We start from the raw sequence: 19108 nt of genomic DNA, 5'->3' as shown, positions 1-19108 counted from the left end.
GAAAGGGGTTTTGCATGAACATGCAGCCGATACAGGTGCCGGTTGCCCCGGGCGAACCTGCGCCGGATTTCTCGCTGCCCGCCCTCGACGGATCGGGCACCGTGTCGCTGGCCGACTATCGCGGCAAGAGCTCGCTGTTCCTTGCCTTGTTCGTCGGACTCTGGTGTCCATTCTGCCGCAGATCGATCGCGCAGATGGCGGCTGCGGGCCCTCAATTGCAGGCATTGGGGGTCGAGACGCTTGGCATCGTTGCAACCGAGCTTGAAAATGCACGTCTCTATTTCAAGTTTCGCCCGAGCCGTCTGCGCATCGCCACCGATCCGGGGCTCTCGACGCATCGGGCCTATGGCGTCCCCAAGCCGGTGCCGACACCCGACCTGATGGCGGCCCTGGCGGAGCTCCGAGTCAATCCCACCGGCGATCTGCCCGAACCTTTGCCTGTGCGGCAGGCTGCCGATGCACTGGCCAAGCTCGACGGCTATGTCGAGAACCCGACCGACCATGCCGACATGGAGCGGCAATGGCCTCAACTGAAGGCCCAGTTTCTCATCGACAGCGACGGGCTGGTGCGCTGGACCCATATCGAATGCAGCGAGGGACTGGCGGGGCTGGGGAAATTCCCGTCCACCCAGGAGATCGTCGCGGCGGCCGAGACCTTGCTCGGGCAGGGGGCCGGCCGGCTGCACTGACGGGCCGGGGAGAAGCCTCGCTTTGGCGCGCCTCCGGCGCCGGCATTCATTCCCGGCCCGCCAGGTGGGGGCCGGTGTTGGCGTCCACCACCGCCGGCTTCGAGCTGTCAATCGCTCCGTCCCAGCCGCCGCCCAGCGCCTTGGCCAGGGCGACATAATATTTGGTGATCGCCACCTGGCTCTGGATTTGCGAATCCTGCGCCGAGTAGAGCGAGCGGTCGGCCGTGAGCACGTCGAGGAAGCTCTGCGAGCCGACCTGGTAGAGCGTGTGGGAGAGCTTTGCCGCCTGCTGGTAGCCTTTCACCGCCTGGCCGAGTTGCCGGGCGTTTCGGCGCTGGGTCGCGAGGTTGACGAGCGCATCCTCGACGTCCTGCAGAGCGGTGAGCACGGTGGAACGCAGGGCGATGAAATACTGGTCGCGCTGGGCCTGCGCGACCTCGACCGCCGCGCGCAACTGGCCGCCCTGGAAGATCGGCACGGTCAGGGTGGGGCCGAACGACCAGCTGATCGAGGAATTCTTGGTAAGGTCGCCGATCTTGGTGCCGGAGGTCGAGAGCGAGCCCGTCAAACTGACACTGGGATAGAGAGCGGCCTCGGCCTGGCCGACCTTGGCCGTATATTGGGCGAGCTGGCGCTCGGCGGCGCGGATGTCGGGCCGAGCCGAGAGGATGTCGGCCGGTATGCCGGTTGGCAGGGGGCGTCCCGGCATGGGGATGGGCCTGGCCCGCTTGAGGCGTTCCGCCAGCGCCGACGGCTCACGGCCGAGCAGGATGCTGAGCTGATGCACATCCTGCGCGAAGGATTGTTCGTAGAGGGGGATGTCGGCGGCGGTCGAAGCCGCCTCCGCCTCGGCATTGGCCGCATCGACTGCCGAGGCGGAGCCGGCCTGGAGCTTGGTGCGGGTCAGCGCGACGGTCTCGCGCCGGGAGGCGACGGTGCGCCGCGCCAGCGCGATACGGGCCTGGTAGCCGCGCGCATCGACATAGGCGGTCGCGACATCGCCGACGAGTGTGACCAGCGTGGCCCGCAGATCGGCTTCCGCCGCGTCGACGCCGTAGCTCGCTGCCTCGACATTGCGATGGTTGGCACCGAACAAATCGAGTTCCCAGCTGGCGTCGAGACCCGCACTGAAGGCGTTGGAGGTACTCGTCCTGCCCGCGCCGCTTGTGGAAGTCCCGCCAACCCGGCTGCGTGACGCATCGCCCGAGCCGCTGAGCGAGGGATAGAGACCGCCGATCGCTTCGCGCCGGCTGGCCCGAGCTTCGCGGATCTTGGCCTTGGCGGTAGCCACGTCGAGATTGTCGGCGATCGCCTCCTGGATCAGTCCGTCGAGGACAGGGTCATTGAGGCGTCGCCACCATTGCGAGAGCTCGGGTTTGTGCCGCTGTTGGCTCGCGTCGGCGCCGCTCCAGCGTGACGGCGTGGCCAGGCTGGGGGTCTTGTAGTCGGGGCCGACCACAGCACAGCCGGGGAGCATGACAGTGGCAGTAAGAAGTGCCGCGACCTGCAGGAGCGACCGGAGAGGCCGTTTGGGCTCGCTCCGCGATGCCATGGAGGACTGACCCGCAGGCGACATATCCGACGCCGATCGACTAAGGGACTGCATTCACATCGCTCCTGCGGCTGAATTGGAGTCGAGACTTTCCTGTGTCTGCGAGGGGCGGCGCGAGAAGAGGCGCCGAACCACGACGAACAGGAGCGGTATGAAGAAGATGCCGAGCACGGTGGCGGCAAGCATGCCGCCCATCACGCCGATGCCGATCGAATTCTGGCTGCCGGAGCCGGCACCCGAGGCCACCGCCAGAGGCGTCACGCCCAGGATGAAGGCGAGGGACGTCATCAGGATGGGGCGCAGTCGCTGGCGAGATGCGTCGAGCGTCGCTTCGATCAGGCTCTTGCCGGCCTGTTGCTGCTCCATCGCGAATTCGACGATCAGGATGGCGTTCTTGGCCGCGAGTCCGATCGTGGTCAGCAGGCCGACCTTGAAATAGACGTCGTTGGACTGGCCGAACCAAGTGGCCGCCAGGACGGCGCCGAAGATGCCGAGCGGCACGGAGAGCAGCACGGCAAAGGGGATCGACCAGCTCTCATAGAGAGCGGCGAGCGCGAGGAACACCACCAGCGCGGAGATGAGATAGAGCTGCGTCGCCTGGCTGCCCGACAGGCGCTCCTGTGCGGAGAGACCGGTCCATTGGTGACGATAGCCCGGCGGCAATTGCGCCACCATGGCATCGATCGCGTTCATGGCGTCGCCTGAACTGACCCCCGCGGCGGCAGCCCCCTGGATCTCGACGGCGGAGGCGCCGTTGTAGCGTTCGAGGCGCGGCGAGCCGTAGCTCCACTTGCCGGTGGCGAAGGCCGAGAAGGGCACCATCGCGCTGTCGGTGTTGCGGACGAACCAGCGGCTGAGATCCTCCGGCTGCATGCGAAAATCCGCGGCCGACTGCAGATAGACCTTCTTGACCCGGCCGCGATCGATGAAGTCGTTGACATAGGTGCCGCCCCAGGCGGTGGACAGGGTGGCGGTGATGTCGGACAGGCCGAGGTCGAGGGCGCTGGCCTTCTCCTGGTCGATGGCGACCGAATATTGCGGCGTATCCTCCTGGCCATTGGGGCGTGTGCCGACCATGAGGGGGCTTTTGGCCGCCATGCCGAGCAATTGGTTGCGCGTCTGCATGAGCTTGTCGTGCCCGGCGCCGTTGAGGTCCTGGAGGAAGAAGTCGAAGCCGCCGGTGTTGCCGAAGCCGGTGACGGCCGGCGGCGTGAGGGCGAAGACATTGCCGTCGCGGATCTGCGCGAAGGCCTTCATGGCGCGGCCGACGATCGCCTGCGCCTTGCCGTCGGGAGCCGTCCGTTCGCTGAAATCCTTCAGCGGGATGAAGGCGAGGCCGACATTCTGGCCCGCACCGCCGAAGCCGAACCCGACCACGGAAAAGACGCCCTCGACATAGGCCTTCTCGTCCTTGAGATAGTGGTTGGTAACCTGTGCCAGCACCTTTTCCGTGCGGTCCTGCGTCGCGCCGGGCGGCAGGGTCACGCTGGTGATCACCACGCCGGTATCCTCCTCCGGCAGGAAGGAACTGGGCAGGCGATCGAGCAGGAAGAACATGCCGCCGGCGATGGCGACAAAGACCACGAGGAAGCGCCAGGGCCGGGCGAGAACGCCGCCAACGCCTTTGCGATAGGCCTGCGCGCTGCGGTCGAAGCCTCGGTTGAAAAGACCGAAGAAGCCCTTCTGGGTAGCGTGGTTCTTGGGAGGCCTGAGGATGGTGGCGCAGAGCGCCGGGGTGAAAACGAGAGCCACCAGTACCGAGAGCACCATGGCCGAGACGATGGTCACCGAGAACTGGCGATAGATCACACCCACCGAACCCGAATAGAAGGCCATCGGCACGAAGACGGCCGAGAGCACCGTGGCGACGCCGATCAGGGCGCCCGTGATCTCGTCCATCGAGCGCAACGTCGCCTCGCGTGGCCCCAGGCCTTCCTCCTGCATGACGCGCTCGACATTCTCGACCACGACGATGGCGTCGTCGACGAGAAGGCCGATGGCGAGCACCATGGCGAACATCGTCAGCGTGTTGATGGAATAGCCGAACAAGGCGAGGATGCCGAAGGTACCGAGCAGCACGATCGGGACCGCAAGCGTCGGGATGAGGGTGGCCCGGATGTTCTGCAGGAACAGCAGCATCACCAGAAAGACCAGGACGATAGCCTCGGCCAGCGTCTTGACCACGTCCTCGATCGACAGCAGCACGAAGGGCGTCGTGTCGTAGGGATAGTAGACCTTGAGGCCCTCCGGGAAGGTCTGGGCCAGGCTGTTGATCGTCGTCTTGACCGCATTCGAGGTGCTGATGGCATTCGCGCCCGTCGCCAGGCTGATTGCCAGGCCGGCCGAGGGCTTGCCGTTATATTTGGAGTTGCTGGTATAGCTCTCGGCCCCCAGCTCTACCGTCGCAACGTCGTTCAGGCGGACGATCGAGCCCGAACTTGCGCTCTTGAGGATGATGTTCTCGAACTGCCTGGGGGTCTGCAGCCGGCTCAGGGCCGTTACGGTGACGTTGAGCTGCTGCCCCTTGCGCTGGGGATTGTCGCCGAGCTGGCCGGCGGCGACCTGGGTGTTCTGCGCTTCGATTGCCGAGGAGACGTCGCTCGGCATCAGCGCATATTTGGCGAGCTTGTCCGGATCGAGCCAGATCCGCATGGCATAGCCGGCTCCGAACAGCGTGGTGGTGCCGACCCCCTCCACGCGCGACAGCGTGTCGTTGAGGTTGCTCTTGACGTAATCGGCGACGTCCGTGGCCGTCATCTTGCCGTCGGTGGAGACGAAGGCGACGACCATCAGGAAGCCGGTGGAGGCCTTGGCGACGGTGATGCCGGTGTTCTGCACGGTCTGCGGCAGCTGGGCCTCTACCAGTTGCAGCTTGTTCTGCACCTGCATCTGCGCCACATCGGGATCGGCCGCGCTGGTAAAGGTCACGGTGATCGAGGCGCTGCCCGAGGAGGTCGAGGTCGAGGTGATGTAATCGAGATTGTCGATACCCGTGAGACCCTGCTCGATGACCTTGGTCACCGAGTTCTCGACGGTCTGGGCATCGGCGCCCGAATAGGTGGCGCTGATGGAGACCGAGGGGGGCGCGATCTGCGGATATTGCTCGATCGGCAGGGTGGGAATGGCCAGGATGCCCGCGAGCATCACCGAAATGACGATGACCCAGGCAAAGATCGGACGGTTGATGAAAAAGCGCGACATGTCGATGCAGCCCTATTCGGCCCGGACCGGTGCCGAAGCGACCGGTGGCTTGTCGAGGGCCGAGCTCTGGGAGAGCGGGCGGATATCGCCGGTGGCATCGTCCACGCTCACCTCGGTGGCCGTCACGTCCTGGCCGGCCCGTACCAGCTGGGTGCCTTCGACGATCACCCTGTCGCCGTCCGATACGCCGGCATCGACAAGCCAGTTGTTGCTGACACTGCGCTGAATCGAGAGTACGCGCTGGACGACCTTGCCGTCGCTGCCGACGAAGCTTGCTGTCGCCTCGCCCCTGGTGTTGTGGCTGACGGCCCGCTGCGGCACCAGGAAACTGTCCTGGGCCAGACCGACCTCGAGGATGGCGCGGGCATACATGCCCGGCAGGAGCAGGCGATCGGGATTGGGGAATTCGGCCCTGACAGTGAAGGTGCCGGTGGTGGTACTGACATTGGCCTCCACGAAACGAAGCGTGCCGGAATGCGCGTAGGTCGTGCCGTTTTCCAGCTTGAGCTTGACGGAGATGTCCGGGCCTGCGGTCTTGATCCGGCCCGACTTCACTGCCTCCAGGAAGTTCAGCAGGTTTGCGCTCGATTCCGTCACGTCGACATTGATCGGATCGAGTTGGCGGATCGTCGTCAGCGCAGTCGACTGGCCCGAACTGACCAGGGCGCCCTCGGTGATGGTGGAGGCATCGACCCGGCCGCCGATCGGTGCCTTCATCGTGGTGTAGTCGAGGTTGATGCGGGCCGTCTCCAAGGCGGCCTTGGCGGCAGCGACATCGGCCTTGGCCTGGGCCAGCGTGGCGCGGGCATCGTCGAGGTCCTGGCTGCTGACGGCGTTCTGCTTGATGAGGTTCTGATAGCGGTCGACCTTGGCCTGGGCGCTGGGAATGGCGGCCTGGTCCTTCTGCAAGGTTGCCTCGGCGCTGTCATAGCTTGCCTGGTAGCTGGCAGGGTCGATTTGATAGAGCGGATCGCCGGCCTTGACCTCGGTACCCTCCTTGAACAGGCGCGTCTTGATGATGCCGGTCACCTGCGGGACGACGTCTGCCGTCAACGACGCGCCGACGCGCCCCGGCAGTTCCGCCGTGATGGCGACGGCGCGCGGATGGAGCATGACCACGCTGACCTGCGGCCGGACGGCGCCGGCGGGCGGCTGGTTCCCCTGCTGCTCCTGGTTGCAGCCAGCGGCCAGGATGCAAATGGACAGGAGGCTGGCTCGACGGAGCATGCGCATGCTGCGGAAGGCGCCCGAGGCATGGCGAGGGTATCGGATAAAGGATGAAGTTGCCGACATCAGGATCGGACCCAATCTGTTGTGCTACAAGGCATTGCAGTTAAGTGCTTGCCCGATCGACAGTCTTGCCAATGGGCTCGAAACGGGTAGGTGCAATTTTAGTAAATGTGTTTGAGTATAAATTAAAGTATATATGAAATTTACTCCATGTATTGGTGTAAATTGTTGAATAGATATGCGATAATTTTCTAAAACTATATAGATTGATACGTGAAGAGAGGGTTTTAAGCGCCAAGGCGGTGTACTTTTGAAGGTTCGGCACCAGACTATTCCCGGGCCAGGGCTGTTGCGGGATCGAGGCGGGAGGCGTTGCGTGCCGGCATGTAGCCGAAGACGATGCCGATCAGCATCGAGGACAGGAAGGCAATGATGATCGAGGTGGTGGAGTAGCGCAGGCTGAAGGCCGTGCTGACGATATTGAAGATGGCGCCGAGGCCGAGTGCCAGGCCGATGCCGATCATGCCGCCGATCAGGCAAACCAGCACCGCCTCGATCAGGAACTGTTGCAGGATATCGCTACGGCGGGCTCCGACGGCCATGCGCACGCCGATTTCAGCGATGCGCTCGGACACCGATACCAGCATGATGTTGGTGACGCCGACGCCGCCGACCACCAGCGAGATGCCGGCAATGGCTGCCACCAGCAGCGTCAGGACCTCTGTGGTGCTGGTGATGGTGCGGCGGATGTCGTCCGTGTTGAGAATGAAGAAATCCTTCGCATTGTGCCTGGCGGCGAGGAGGGCGGTGACCGCCTGCTCGGCGCGATCGGTCGGCGCGTCGTCGACGACGCGCACGGTGATGCTGCGCAGGGACGTCGTGCCCAGGAAGCGGGCCTGAACCGTGGTGTAGGGCAGGTAGACCGATGGGTTGGCGCTCGAGCCGAACCCGCCTTGCTGCGGGCGGGTCAGGCCGACGATGCGGCAGGGCACCTGTCCGACCAGGATGATGCGCCCGATCGGGCTGGCCGAGGCTCCGGCGAACAGTGCCTTGCGGGTGTTGTCGTCGATCACCACGTCCTGGGCGATCCGGCGGACGCTATCGGCATCGAAAAAGGCGCCGGCGGCGAGCTGGGTCCCCTTCACGGCGAAATAGTCCTCGCCGACGCCGTTGACCTGCGCGGTGGCCTCGATCGATCCCAGGCGCAGGGTCTTGCTGGTCGAGACCGTGGGGGAGGCGGCGGCAATATAGGGTTGGCCGGCGAGCGCCTGGGCATCGGCGAGCACGAGGGTGGTGATCTTGCCTGAGCGGACGTCGCCGAAGTCCTTGCCGGGAAACACTTCCAATGTGTTGGTGCCGAGGCTGTTGATGTCGGCCAGGACCTTTTGTTGCGTGCCCGCCCCGAGCGCGACGACGCCGATGACGGAAGCCACACCGATGACGATGCCGAGCATGGTCAGGATCGTCCGCAGGCGATGGGCATTCATCGACCGCAAGGCCATCCGGAAGGCCTCCCGAAACTGGTCGATCCGTACCCGCCACGGCGATGCGGGCGCCTGCGCCCTTTCGCCGAAGCCGATATCGGCCCCCGTCGGTTCGGCTTGCTGCGCCTGCCGATTGGGCCTGTCGGAGATCACGGCGCCGTCGCGAAGTTCGATGATGCGTTCCGCGCGCCGGGCGACTGCCATGTCATGCGTGACGATAACGATGGTCTGGCCGCTGGCGTGGAGCTCGTCCAGGATGCGCAGCACTTCCGTGCCGCTGGCGCTATCGAGGGCACCGGTCGGCTCGTCGGCGAAGATTACACCGGCACCGTTCATCAGGGCCCGAGCGATCGAGACACGCTGTTGCTGACCGCCGGAGAGCTGGGTGGGGCGGTGGTCGAGGCGATCGGCCATGCCGAGGCGGTCCAGCAGCGCTTGCGCGCGGATTTGTCGTCTCGACGGCGGCAGGCCGGTATAGATCGCCGGCATCTCGACATTGCCGATGGCCGTCATTTCGGCCAGCAGGTGGTAGCGCTGGAAGATAAAGCCGAAATGTTCGCGCCTGAGCGCTGCAAGCTCGTCCGCCGAGAGCGAGCCCGTATCGCGCCCGGCGACGCAGTAGCTGCCACCGGTCGGCCGGTCGAGGCAGCCGAGTATGTTGAGGAGCGTCGACTTGCCGGAGCCGGAAGTACCGACAATGGCAACCATCTCGCCGGCCTCGATCGACAGGTCGATATCGTCCAGTGCGACGACCGATCCCTCACCGGAGGGATAGTCGCGGCGCACGCCTTCAAGGAGGATCAGGGGCAAGGCCATGGTCACATGCCTCCCGGCGGAGGCCCCGCCATCGTCTTGGTCGGCGCGGCTTCCGTCTCGCCGATCACCACGCGCTCGCCGGGCTGCAGACCGTCCCGGATCTCGGCATTGATCTTGTTGTCGAGCCCGACCTTCACTGGCCGGCTTGCAACGGCGCCATCCGACCGGATGACCCGTACCTTGAAGGCACCGTCCGCCTCGGGCCCGCTGAGGGCCGCTGCCGGGACGGTAAGGACGTTTCGGGCCTCTCGAAGGAGGATGTGCACTTCGGCCGTCATATAGGTTCGAAGATGTCCGTCGGCATTGGGTACGTCGAAGACGCCATTGTAGTAGATCGCCTCCGATGAGGTGGAAGAGGAGGAGGACGAACTGCTCGTCGAAGCGCTGTCGGTCGAAAAGCTGCTGTCGGTCTTGACCGATTCCGGCGCGGGCTCGATGGAGCGCAGGCTGGCATGCAGGCGCCGTTCCGGCTCACCCAGAATGGTGAAATAGACCTGCTGGCCCGGCCTGACCTTGACGACATCGGCCTCGGAGATTTGCGCCCGGATCGTCATGGTGTCGAGATCGCCGAGCACCACGAGCGTCGGTGCCGACTGGGTGGCATTGACCGTCTGGCCTTCCTGCACGCTGACCGCGAGCACGGTGGCATCGATGGGTGCCGTGATCCTCGTATAGCCGAGATTGACCTTGGCGGTGGACACCGAGACCTCGGCTTCGACGATCTGGGCGTCGAGCTGGGCAATCTGGGCCTGTGTCGCCTTCACGTCCGCCTCGGCGGAGTCATAGTCGGCGCGCGAAGAGGCATTCTGGGCGAAGGTCAGCTTCTGCCTGGCAAGCGTGGCTTGGTTCCTGGCCAGGTTCGCCACCTTCTCGTCGCGCTGAGCGCGGACATTGTCGAGCGTGGCCTGGGCGGAACGCAGGTCGTTCTCCTTGGTCAAGGCGTCGATCTCGGCAATGAGATCGCCGGCCCGGACCTTCTGGCCGACGGCGACCTTGAGGGCGGTGATCCGGCCGGAGACCTGGGCACCGACGGCGATGAGCTTGACCGGTTTGAGCGTGCCGGTTGCCACGACGCTTTCTTCGATGTTGCCGAGCATGGCGGGTGCGGTGATCAGGTTGGCGGCAGGGACGGGCGACAATTGCGTCTTGGCGAGCCAGCCGAGCAGAACGGCTGCGGCTGATATCAGCACCAACCGCAAGATCCGGCGCCGCCAGTGCCCGTGGCGCGGCGCAGAAGGACTTGGCGATCGGGCGTGTGGCGTCGCGGTGCCAGGCCGGGTGGCGTCGGAACCATGCTCATGCTCGCCCGGAAGGGCCTCGCGCAGGGCTGCGGTGCTCTTAGTCCTGGGCATGACCATGGCTTTCACGTGAAGACATGGCCCTGGCCGCCAGACGCTTCGCGTGACAATTGCCATACGGTCTGGGACGCTGGGCTGCTCGTGCAGATGAAGTCATCTGGAAAAAAGTGGCTCCTGCCGAGGCGACGCCGACGTCATGCCGCCTTCTGATCGAATGACAGGATAGTCCCTGCCTCGCCGGGCTGGGATTAAGTCATGTTACGAATTGTTGCCTCGTCCGGAAGCGGAGCGTGATTTGTGCAACAAAAAATTATAATCAGGACGCTGCCTCTTGGGCATCGCGCCGCTAAGATGTTGCCATGGCAGCCGAACAGACCCTCTTTCCTTCCGCTTCTCACACCACGCCGATGGCGAGGCCACATATTCTCTGCGTCGAGGACGACGTCGAGATTGCGCGCCTGCTCGCAGACGTGCTGGAGGAGAACGGTTTTGCCGCCTCCTGCGTCGGTTCCGCGGCGGAGATGGACAAGGTGCTCGAACGCGGCGGTGTCGAGCTCGTGGTGCTCGACCTGATGCTGCCGGGCGAGGATGGCCTCAGCGTCTGCCGGCGGCTGCGGGCCTTATCCGCCATCCCGATCATCATGGTCACGGCGCGCAGCGACCAGATCGACCGTATCGTCGGCCTGGAGATCGGCGCAGACGACTATGTCTCCAAGCCCTTCAATTCGCGCGAGCTGGTCGCCCGCATCCGGGCCCTCCTGCGCCGTGCGGCGGCCTCGACGCAAGCAGGACCTTCGCGCGAGCGCGGCCTGGGCTTTGCGGGCTGGCGCATTGATCCGGCCGCCCGGGAACTCCATGATCCGGCAGGCGTACGGATCTCCTTGACCAGTGTCGAGTTCGACCTGCTTCTCGCTTTCTGCCGCAATCCCGGCCAGGTCCTGTCGCGCGAGCATCTTCTCGAGCTCGTCCATGGCGGGTCGGTCGGGCCGATCGAACGCAGCATCGACGTGCATATCAGTCGCATCCGGCAAAAGATCGAGGCGGATCCACGTGACCCCCTGATGATCAAGACCGTCCGGCTGGGCGGCTACGTCTTCACGCCGGCCGTCGAGCTGGATTGATGCAAGCGTGGAAACGTCTGGTGCCGCGCAGTATCACGACGCAGGTCACCGGTCTCGTCGTGGTCTCGGTATTGCTGGGCACGATCATCAATATCGTCCTCGCAGTCCTGCTGTTCGGAGCGCCCCCGCCGGATGATTCTCCGCCGGCCGTGGCCTCGCGCATCGTGCGCGTCACCCAGTTCATCAAGGCAGCAAGGACGCCTGCGGAAGCGGACATCGTCCTCACGGCCATCCGCAACGCCGGCGTGCAGGTGGAGCGGGTCGCCGTCTCGGATCTGACATCCGCACCGGATGACACCCACTGGTCCCTCTGGCGCAGCCGCGAGTTGCGGCATGTCTGGTCGGGGAGCGGCATCGAGGTTCTCGAAGGACGGCGCTATGGGCCCGGGCCGCAGGAGCAGATGGTCGTGCGGCTCGACGCTGCCCATGCCCTGGTCTTCGATGCCGCGATCGGTGCCGCACCTTGGCCCCTCTTCATCACGCCGACGGCCCTGGTTCTTTCGATCGTGCTGATCTTCGTGATGCTGCTGTCCGTCTATGCGGTCCGCTCGATCACCGCCCCCCTGGCGGCCGTTGCCGCGGCTGCCCAGTCCTTCGGACGCTCTCCGCAGGAGGTTCAGCCCATTCCCGGCAGCGGGCCGCGCGAGATCGTGCAGGTCACCGAAGCCCTCAACGAGATGCGGACCCGTATCAAGACCCTGCTGGACGATCGCACACGCATGCTGGCCGCCATCAGCCACGATTTGAGAACGCCGCTCACCCGGCTGCGGCTGCGCGCCGAGCGCGTGCCCGAGGACAGGCTGCGCGAGGGGATGCTGACCGATCTTGCCAATGTAGAGCACATGCTCAACGAGACGCTGGATTATCTGCGAGCGGACGGCCGGTTCGAGCCGATGTCGCGGATCGACCTGCCGAGCCTGCTGCAGACGATCTGTTCCCAGTTCGTCGACGTCGGCCATGCCGTGATCTATCGGGGACCCGCGAAGCTCACCTGGAGCGCGCGGCCGAGGGAACTGACCCGCGCTATCACCAATATCGTCGAGAATGGGGTGAAGCATGGCGGCGCGGTGACGATCTCGCTCATCGATCGTCTGCCGCACGCCCAGATCGAGATCGACGACGATGGGCCGGGCATTCCCGCGGATCTGCGCGAGCGGGTGTTCGAGCCTTTCTTCAAGGCCGATGCTGCCCGTACCCAGGATGGCGGGGGCTTCGGGCTGGGATTGTCGATCGCCAGGGATATCGTGCGGCGGCACGGCGGCAACATCGTCCTCTCAGACCGTGTTCCGCATGGGCTCAAAGTCAAGATCTCGCTGTCCGCCGGTGAACTCGACCATCCGCGCTGAACTGTCATGCGCTCGCGCAAGGGGCTCCGGGAGCTTCGCATCTCACAATGAGGACTTCGTGCCCCGCATTACCGTCCTGTATCTTTGGCGACGTGTGAACGATCTTCGTTACGCCCACGCCTTCTTTCGCAGCATCAGGCGCTTTCCGGCCGGCGCCGAGTATGATTTCGTCTTTGCCGTCAAGGGGTATGCCATCGGCGATCGGCTTCCGCACCAGCTCGACCTCGCGGCTTTGCCATGCATGTCCGCCAAGGTGATGCACTTTGCCGACGATCATACGCCAATCTCGATCTATCGGGCGGTTTCTCGAGCCTGCGACACCGAGTTCATCCTGGTGTTCAATTCGTGGAGCCGGGTTCTCGCCGCCAATTGGCTCGCGCATTATGTCGGCGTGTTCGATCGCAATGCCGATTGCGGCCTGGTCGGTGCCACCGGTTCCCATGAAGCGGCCTGGGACCAGCCCTTCCCCAATCCGGCGATCCGCAGCAATGCCTTCCTGGTGCGGACCTCGCTGTTCAGCGCATTCGAACTCGGCGATCCGAAGACGGTCCTCGACGATCACCTCTTCGAGGCGGGTCCGAACGGGATGACCAGGCAGGTCATGGCGCGGGGCCTCGTGCCTTTCGTCGTCGATCGCTTCGGCACGGCTTGGCCGCCGGGGGGCTGGATGCAGAGCCGGACATTTCGCGTCGGGGAGCAGGGAGGGCTCCTCGTCGCAGACAATCGAACGAGCCAGTATGCCTGCGGCAGCCCGCGCAAGAGGGCTCGCCTGATCATGCGGGCCTGGGGGAACGATGGGGTGACCAGCAAAAGCTCGTTCCCCAGGCGGGCCGCAGCCTGGCTGTGGTGGCATTATCCAAGAGGACCTCTCGACATGATCGGAGACGGCCTTGCCGCTCTCGACCAACTGCTGCGCAGAATGACCGGGCGGCCGGCCAATCCTGGGCGCAAGGTGTTCCCCAACTGAAGGCCTGCCGGAAAATCGAGCATCGATTGCCGGGCAGTAATGGCCGTCTTCCCCAAACGTGGAAGGCCGATCGACATAGGAGTCGGATCGTCCTCGCCATTTCGTAATATTTCTTAATATCTTGAATTATAAGTCAAAAATTTCGAATATTTATTATCACAAATATATATCAATATATGCAATTGTATTTCTGCATTACTATTCGATTTTTATTAGTAAATATCTGAACCTAAAAGTAATTAATTACTTAGAGGTGATTTTCGAAAGATAATCCGTGCATTCTGCGAAGGCGGCTCCGCCTTGTGCGCGTATTCGTATGCCTGGGCCGGCGTGGATTTCGAGAGGACGTGATATGGCGGAGAGCCTCTATTGGCTGTCGGATGAAGCATGGGGCGCTCTTGAGCCGCATCTTCCGCGCGGGGAAGCCGGAAAACCCCGTGTCGATGACCGTAGGGTGATTTCGGGCATACTCCATGTCCTGAGGACGGGCTGTCGATGGTGCGACGTACCGTCTGTCTATGGCCGGCCCAGCACGATCTACAACCGTTTCCATCGTTGGTCGCAACGGCATGTCTGGCACCGGATTTTTGCCGGGCTGACCGCGGCGGGGTCCGTGCCGGATGACCTTTGCGTCGATGGCGAGCATATCAGGGCACGGCTGTTTGCGCCGGTCTCCAGATGGCGCCGGCAATCGACATCCCCCTTTGCCGGCGAGTGCTGGGAATTTTCGGTCGGGTCAAAGGTGGTCGTGAACAAGCCGGATGCCGGCTGAGTCCGGCCGGGTGCCAGCATTCGCACCTCATTCCCCTTCAAACGACCGCGTATGCCACCTGCGAGAGACGATGACCGAAAACGGAAAACGGCGCACACACATCCTTCTGGCCTGCATGCCGAAGTCCGGATCGACCTTCCTTTCGGATATCATCAGCGAAATCGGAGACTTCCAGCGAGCCGTTCCGCTCCCTGCCGCCGGACGCAGGGAGCAGGAGCTCGACGAATTCTATCTCCAACAGATCGATGATCAGGACTATGTCGCCCAATTGCACATCCGAAACCATCGCTGGACCGAGGAAATGTGCCAGGATTATGGCATCACCCCGATCGTCCTGGTGCGGAGCCTCTTCGATTGCGTCGTCAGCCTGCGCGATCACATCCGGCGCGAGGGAAACCTGTGGCCGATGATCTGGCTGAGGCCGGAACATGCGCATCTGGACGACGCGACCCTGGATCGCATGATCGCTCGCCTCGCCATTCCCTGGTACCTGAATTTCTATGTCAGCTGGCGCAATGCCTCGAACAGATTGCTGATTACCTATGAAGAACTGATCGAGGGCCCTGTTGAGATCACCAAGGAGGTGCTGAATTTCGCGCAGGCCGCCGTCTCCGATGACCAGATCTGGCAGGCGGTCCAAGCCGTACAGGGCAAGGCGGCCAGCCGTCTCAATGTGGGGGTTCGCGGCCGCGGCAATTGTCTCGACCACGAGACGGTGAGAGGTATTCTCGAACTGCTGGATTTCTACCCCGAGTCCGCCGACGATCCCTATTTCCAGATGCTCAGGGAGCAGGGGCGCAGCATCCTGTCCGGCGATGCGCCGGCACGGCCGAAGAATCCGGCTGGGAGCCGGTCATCCCGGATGCGGATCGCCAGGAAGCGCAGGCGATGGTGGAAGAACTACCATCTCGTCCGCTTTGCGGCACCGGTGCTGCTCGGTATCGCAGCCGCTTCCTACAGCCTGATGCCCAACGACCTGATCCCCGATTCCGCCATCTACGGATATGTCGACGATGCGGTCATCATCGCACTGTTCGCATTCCTGGCAGGCCGGCTGACCAAATATAAACGGGGCAGCAGCCCGGGCGCACGCCGAAGGCCCGATAGCGCCTCCGTACAGCGAATGCTGCGACGGATCGAATATCAGTAGATCAGCAGTAAAAACTTCGCGTCGACGAGAGATATTCCTGCGGCATAACAACTCGTAACAAATCTTAATCGAAGCGCCAAGTTTCAGTCACCGTCCATGTCCTTAGTGCTGATGTTCCGGTCACCCAAGGCCAGGAATACGGAGCATGGAAAGTCCGCAAGACTTTCGGGGTCCGGCCGGTGCCTTCCGTTGAATCCCGCAACGTTCACATGGGGCGCTGCGCGGCGCCCGGGTTGCTGGGTCGCCTTTCTGTCCATCGGGTGCAGGTAGATAAATGCAATGACTGCGAAAGTAATAGTGGGTGTTCCAGTCTATAATGGCGCGGAGCAGCTGCGAGACTGTCTTGAGTGCCTGATATCTCAGACATTTCGAGATATCGAGATACGCATATACGATAACGCCTCTCAGGACTCCACGCCTGAGATTGCGCGGGAGTTCGCAGCCAGGGATAGCCGCGTCAAATATATCAGGCATCCGACAAATATTCGGGCGATGCCCAATTTCCTCAGTGTCCTGAGAGATTGTGAAGCCGAGTTCGTCATGTGGCGTGCCCATGATGATCTGTGTGCGCCGGACTATATCGAAAGGCTCTACGTTTCTCTTGTGGCTGAGCCGAGCGCAAACGTGGCCGTACCGACCACCCGCACGCAAACCCTCAGCAAGACGGTGCGCATCAGCCGCCCAAAGCCCTTCGTCGGTCAATCAAACCTGATCTCGATCATCCAGCTGATGTTCAATTCGCATGCCGGATGGTTCTACGGCCTGTGGCGCCGGGACCGGTTGCTCGCGGACTTCGAGGAATGCTGGCGCGCATTCGCCCATCCCTGGGCCCTCGATCATTTGATCCTGTTCCCGTCGCTGCTCGAAAAGGCGGTCGTCGTCGTGCCCGAGGCGCTCTTCGTTCAGCGCTTGGTCGTCAAGGGTTATTCGCCCCAAAAGGGGACCTCTCCCCCGCTTGCATTGATGACCGGGCTTCGCAAGAAATTTTCCGCGCAGTGCCGCCTCTATATCGAAAGATCTCAGTATTCCGAGGTTGAGAAGCTGATCTTGCGATCAATATTGCCAATCTATGTTGACCGTCGGGTCTACAAGATTCGCAAGGTTATCAAGAGAAAGCTGCTCATGGATCTTGGCGGCGCCAGCTACAATACAGATTTCTGAGAAATGTCATGGGCAGGCAATAATGCGTGTACTCGTTACAGGCGGGACGGGGTTTATTGGCAGATGGGCTGCCGCGTCGCTCGCGGCGGCGGGGCACGAAGTCTTCGTCGTCTCGCGTAAACTCGCGACCATGCCGGGATGCAAGATCATCGTCGCCGACCTGCTTGATCCTTCGATGGCGGAGGTCGCCCTTGCCGTATCCAAGCCGGAAGTCGTGCTTCACCTGGCCTGGGATGTGGAGCATGGAAAGTTCTGGGATGCGGAGGCAAATCTGCGATGGACGGTGGCGACGATCCAACTCGTTTCGGCCGCCCACCAGGCGGGGGTGCGGCGCATCGTGTGTGCTGGCACCTGCATGGAATATGACCTGTCGTCAGGCCATGCCTGCAGCGAAGTGGAAACCAATATTCGACCAAGCACGCTCTATGCCGTTTCCAAGGACGCCGCGCGCCGGATCATCGAGGAATTGGCTGCAACGCGCGGTATCGAGTTCGCCTGGGGCAGGTTGTTCTTTCTGTTCGGGCCGAATGAACATCCTAACAGGCTGGTCTCCTCGATCGTCATGAATCTCCTGGCTCGGCGTCCCGTGCTGATGTCGTCGGGCGTGCAGGTCAGGGATTTCACCAATGTGCGCGATGCCGGCGAAGCCCTGGCGCGGCTTGCCGTGTCGAAGGTCAATGGCGCGGTCAACATCGCTTCGGGAGAAGCCTTGCGGATCAAGGAATTGGCCGAAGAGATCCGCGCGGTTGCCGGCGGTGTCGGAGAGCTTTGCTTCGGCGCCCTGCCGGATCGCCCCAACGAACCGCCGGTCATCGTTGCCGATGTGACGAGGCTGCGCAACGAGGTCGGATATCGACCGCTGAGGACCATGCGCGACCGGCTGTCCGAGACGATACAATGGTGGCAGGCGCGCCTGGAGGCGTAGCCCGACGCCGTGGTCGATGATGGTGCTCGCGCCAGGGATGTAAGTCACCTTCCGCGGGTGGCGATCCGCCTAGCACGGCAATTGCGTTTGTCTAAAGGGAACGGAATACGCGGAGTGTCAGCCGGGAGGCCGACACTCCAAATCTCTTTCGCGTGGAGATGGCAACTGTAATGCTGGGGCGCGTTACCGTTTGGACCAGGTATAAGCGTTGCCTGCATGCCTTTATGCAATAGTTTCAAGAATACACATAAAATATTGATATATATTTACAATAAGGCTAAATCCTGCGCGCGTTCTCCCGCGCGGGAGGTGGCCGTTCGCCGGTATGGCGGCATCGGTACCATTGAGCGGAGAAAAGGTCGAAGGCACATCATTATCATAAGTGATGATTGACTCATCATACCAGTAGATCTATAAGCCTCTCGAATTCGAGAGGAGATCTGCATGACGACGATCGCGCTCTTTGGCGCCGGCGGAAAGATGGGCTACCGGCTGGCCAGCAACCTCAAGGCGTCGAGCTTCGAGGTGCGGCATGTCGAGGTGAGCGCAGCTGGTCAGGAACGTCTCAAGACCGGCCTTGGCCTCGACAGCGTCGCGCCGGATGCCGCTCTGGAAGGGGTCGACGTGGTCATCCTCGCCGTGCCGGATACGCTGATCGGCAAGGTTGCCGCCGGCATCACCGACAAGCTTGAGCCCGGCACCATGGTGGTCGTGCTCGACGCCGCCGCGCCTTTCGCCGGCCATCTGCCCGATCGCCCGGACCTGACCTATTTCGTAACCCATCCCTGCCACCCGCCGATCTTCAACGACGAGACGGAGATGGCCGCCAAGCAGGACCATTTCGGCGGCATCGCTGCCAAGCAGCACATCGTCAGCGCGCTGATGCAGGGCCCCGAGAGTGCCTATGCGCTTGGCGAGGAGATCGCCAAGGTGATCTGGGCTCCGGTGATGCGCTCCCATCGCGTCACCGTCGAGCAGATGGCGCTGCTGGAGCCGGGTCTGTCAGAGACCGTCTGCGCGACCCTTCTGGTGGTGATGCGCGAGGCCATGGACGAGGTCGTGGCCCGGGGCGTTCCCCACGAGGCGGCTCGCGACTTCCTGCTCGGCCACATGAACGTGCTCGGCGCCGTGATCTTCGACGAGGTCAAGGGCGTGTTCTCCGACGCCTGCAACAAGGCCATTGCCTTCGGCAAGCCGGCCCTCATGCGGGACGATTGGAAGCGGGTCTTCGAGCCGAACGAGATCGCCGACAGCATCCGCCGCATCACCTGAACCGGATCCTGCAGCAGCCGTCGCCCCTGGGTGGCGGCTGCCTGCTTTCGACCAGGCTTGTCGACGATCCGTCGAGCAGCCAGCCGCCGGCGCCCTCCATAGAAGAACATAGGGGAGGAAGCGC

General features: G+C 63.1%; 13 protein-coding genes and 1 pseudogene. 9 read left to right on the top strand and 5 right to left on the bottom strand.

The features are described from left to right. Positions 1–14 precede the first annotated feature (14 nt). Entirely contained in the window at positions 15–689 is a 675-nt protein-coding gene (locus tag ABXS05_RS15830; protein ID WP_367624571.1) for a redoxin domain-containing protein, read from the top strand. Positions 690–735: 46 nt separating this feature from the next. Here the strand turns inward: ABXS05_RS15830 and ABXS05_RS15825 are convergent, their stop codons facing one another. From ABXS05_RS15825 to ABXS05_RS15805, 5 genes are all read right to left on the bottom strand, one after another. Further along, positions 736–2166 (bottom strand): efflux transporter outer membrane subunit, encoded by a 1431-nt coding sequence (locus ABXS05_RS15825; RefSeq protein ID WP_367624570.1) that lies wholly within the window; start codon positions 2164–2166, stop codon positions 736–738. A gap of 129 nt (positions 2167–2295) precedes the next feature. Then, positions 2296–5442 (bottom strand): efflux RND transporter permease subunit, encoded by a 3147-nt coding sequence (locus ABXS05_RS15820; protein WP_367624569.1) that lies wholly within the window; start codon positions 5440–5442, stop codon positions 2296–2298. 12 nt (positions 5443–5454) lie between these two features. Then, positions 5455–6675 carry an efflux RND transporter periplasmic adaptor subunit gene (locus ABXS05_RS15815; RefSeq protein WP_437178671.1) on the bottom strand — a complete coding sequence of 407 codons (1221 nt, stop codon included), beginning with the start codon at positions 6673–6675 and terminating at the stop codon, positions 5455–5457. Positions 6676–7001: 326 nt separating this feature from the next. Beyond that, on the bottom strand, positions 7002–8972 hold the full coding sequence (locus ABXS05_RS15810; protein ID WP_367624567.1) for a MacB family efflux pump subunit: 1971 nt from the start codon (positions 8970–8972) through the stop codon (positions 7002–7004). Between the two features lie 2 nt (positions 8973–8974). Beyond that, on the bottom strand, positions 8975–10324 hold the full coding sequence (locus ABXS05_RS15805; RefSeq protein ID WP_367624566.1) for an efflux RND transporter periplasmic adaptor subunit: 1350 nt from the start codon (positions 10322–10324) through the stop codon (positions 8975–8977). Between the two features lie 305 nt (positions 10325–10629). Between ABXS05_RS15805 and ABXS05_RS15800 the strand changes: the two genes are divergently transcribed. The 8 genes and pseudogenes from ABXS05_RS15800 to ABXS05_RS15765 all read left to right on the top strand — a co-directional run bounded on the left by ABXS05_RS15800 (position 10630) and on the right by ABXS05_RS15765 (position 18984). Further along, entirely contained in the window at positions 10630–11391 is a 762-nt protein-coding gene (locus ABXS05_RS15800; RefSeq protein ID WP_376717759.1) for a response regulator, read from the top strand. A 20-nt stretch (positions 11392–11411) separates the two neighbouring features. Next, positions 11412–12737, top strand: coding sequence for an ATP-binding protein (locus ABXS05_RS15795; protein WP_367624565.1), 1326 nt, complete (start codon positions 11412–11414; stop codon positions 12735–12737). A 58-nt stretch (positions 12738–12795) separates the two neighbouring features. Then, positions 12796–13704 (top strand): hypothetical protein, encoded by a 909-nt coding sequence (locus tag ABXS05_RS15790; RefSeq protein ID WP_367624564.1) that lies wholly within the window; start codon positions 12796–12798, stop codon positions 13702–13704. 352 nt (positions 13705–14056) lie between these two features. After that, positions 14057–14273: pseudogene (locus ABXS05_RS15785) on the top strand (transposase); the annotation flags it as partial. Between the two features lie 273 nt (positions 14274–14546). Then, complete coding sequence (locus ABXS05_RS15780) at positions 14547–15626, top strand: YkvA family protein (protein WP_367624563.1); 1080 nt, start codon at positions 14547–14549, stop codon at positions 15624–15626. Between the two features lie 279 nt (positions 15627–15905). Continuing rightward, positions 15906–16787, top strand: a complete 882-nt coding sequence (locus ABXS05_RS15775) for a glycosyltransferase family 2 protein (RefSeq protein ID WP_367624562.1) — start codon at positions 15906–15908, stop codon at positions 16785–16787. 22 nt (positions 16788–16809) lie between these two features. Continuing rightward, entirely contained in the window at positions 16810–17712 is a 903-nt protein-coding gene (locus ABXS05_RS15770; RefSeq protein ID WP_367624561.1) for an NAD-dependent epimerase/dehydratase family protein, read from the top strand. A gap of 444 nt (positions 17713–18156) precedes the next feature. Beyond that, on the top strand, positions 18157–18984 hold the full coding sequence (locus ABXS05_RS15765) for a phosphogluconate dehydrogenase C-terminal domain-containing protein (protein WP_367624560.1): 828 nt from the start codon (positions 18157–18159) through the stop codon (positions 18982–18984). Positions 18985–19108: the final 124 nt, after the last annotated feature.

Origin of the sequence: Labrys neptuniae (genome assembly GCF_040797145.1) — a bacterium.
Lineage (GTDB): Bacteria > Pseudomonadota > Alphaproteobacteria > Rhizobiales > Labraceae > Labrys > Labrys neptuniae.
The sequence above is the reverse complement of the archived record's forward strand: the minus strand, read 5'-3'. Positions and strand labels throughout refer to the sequence as shown.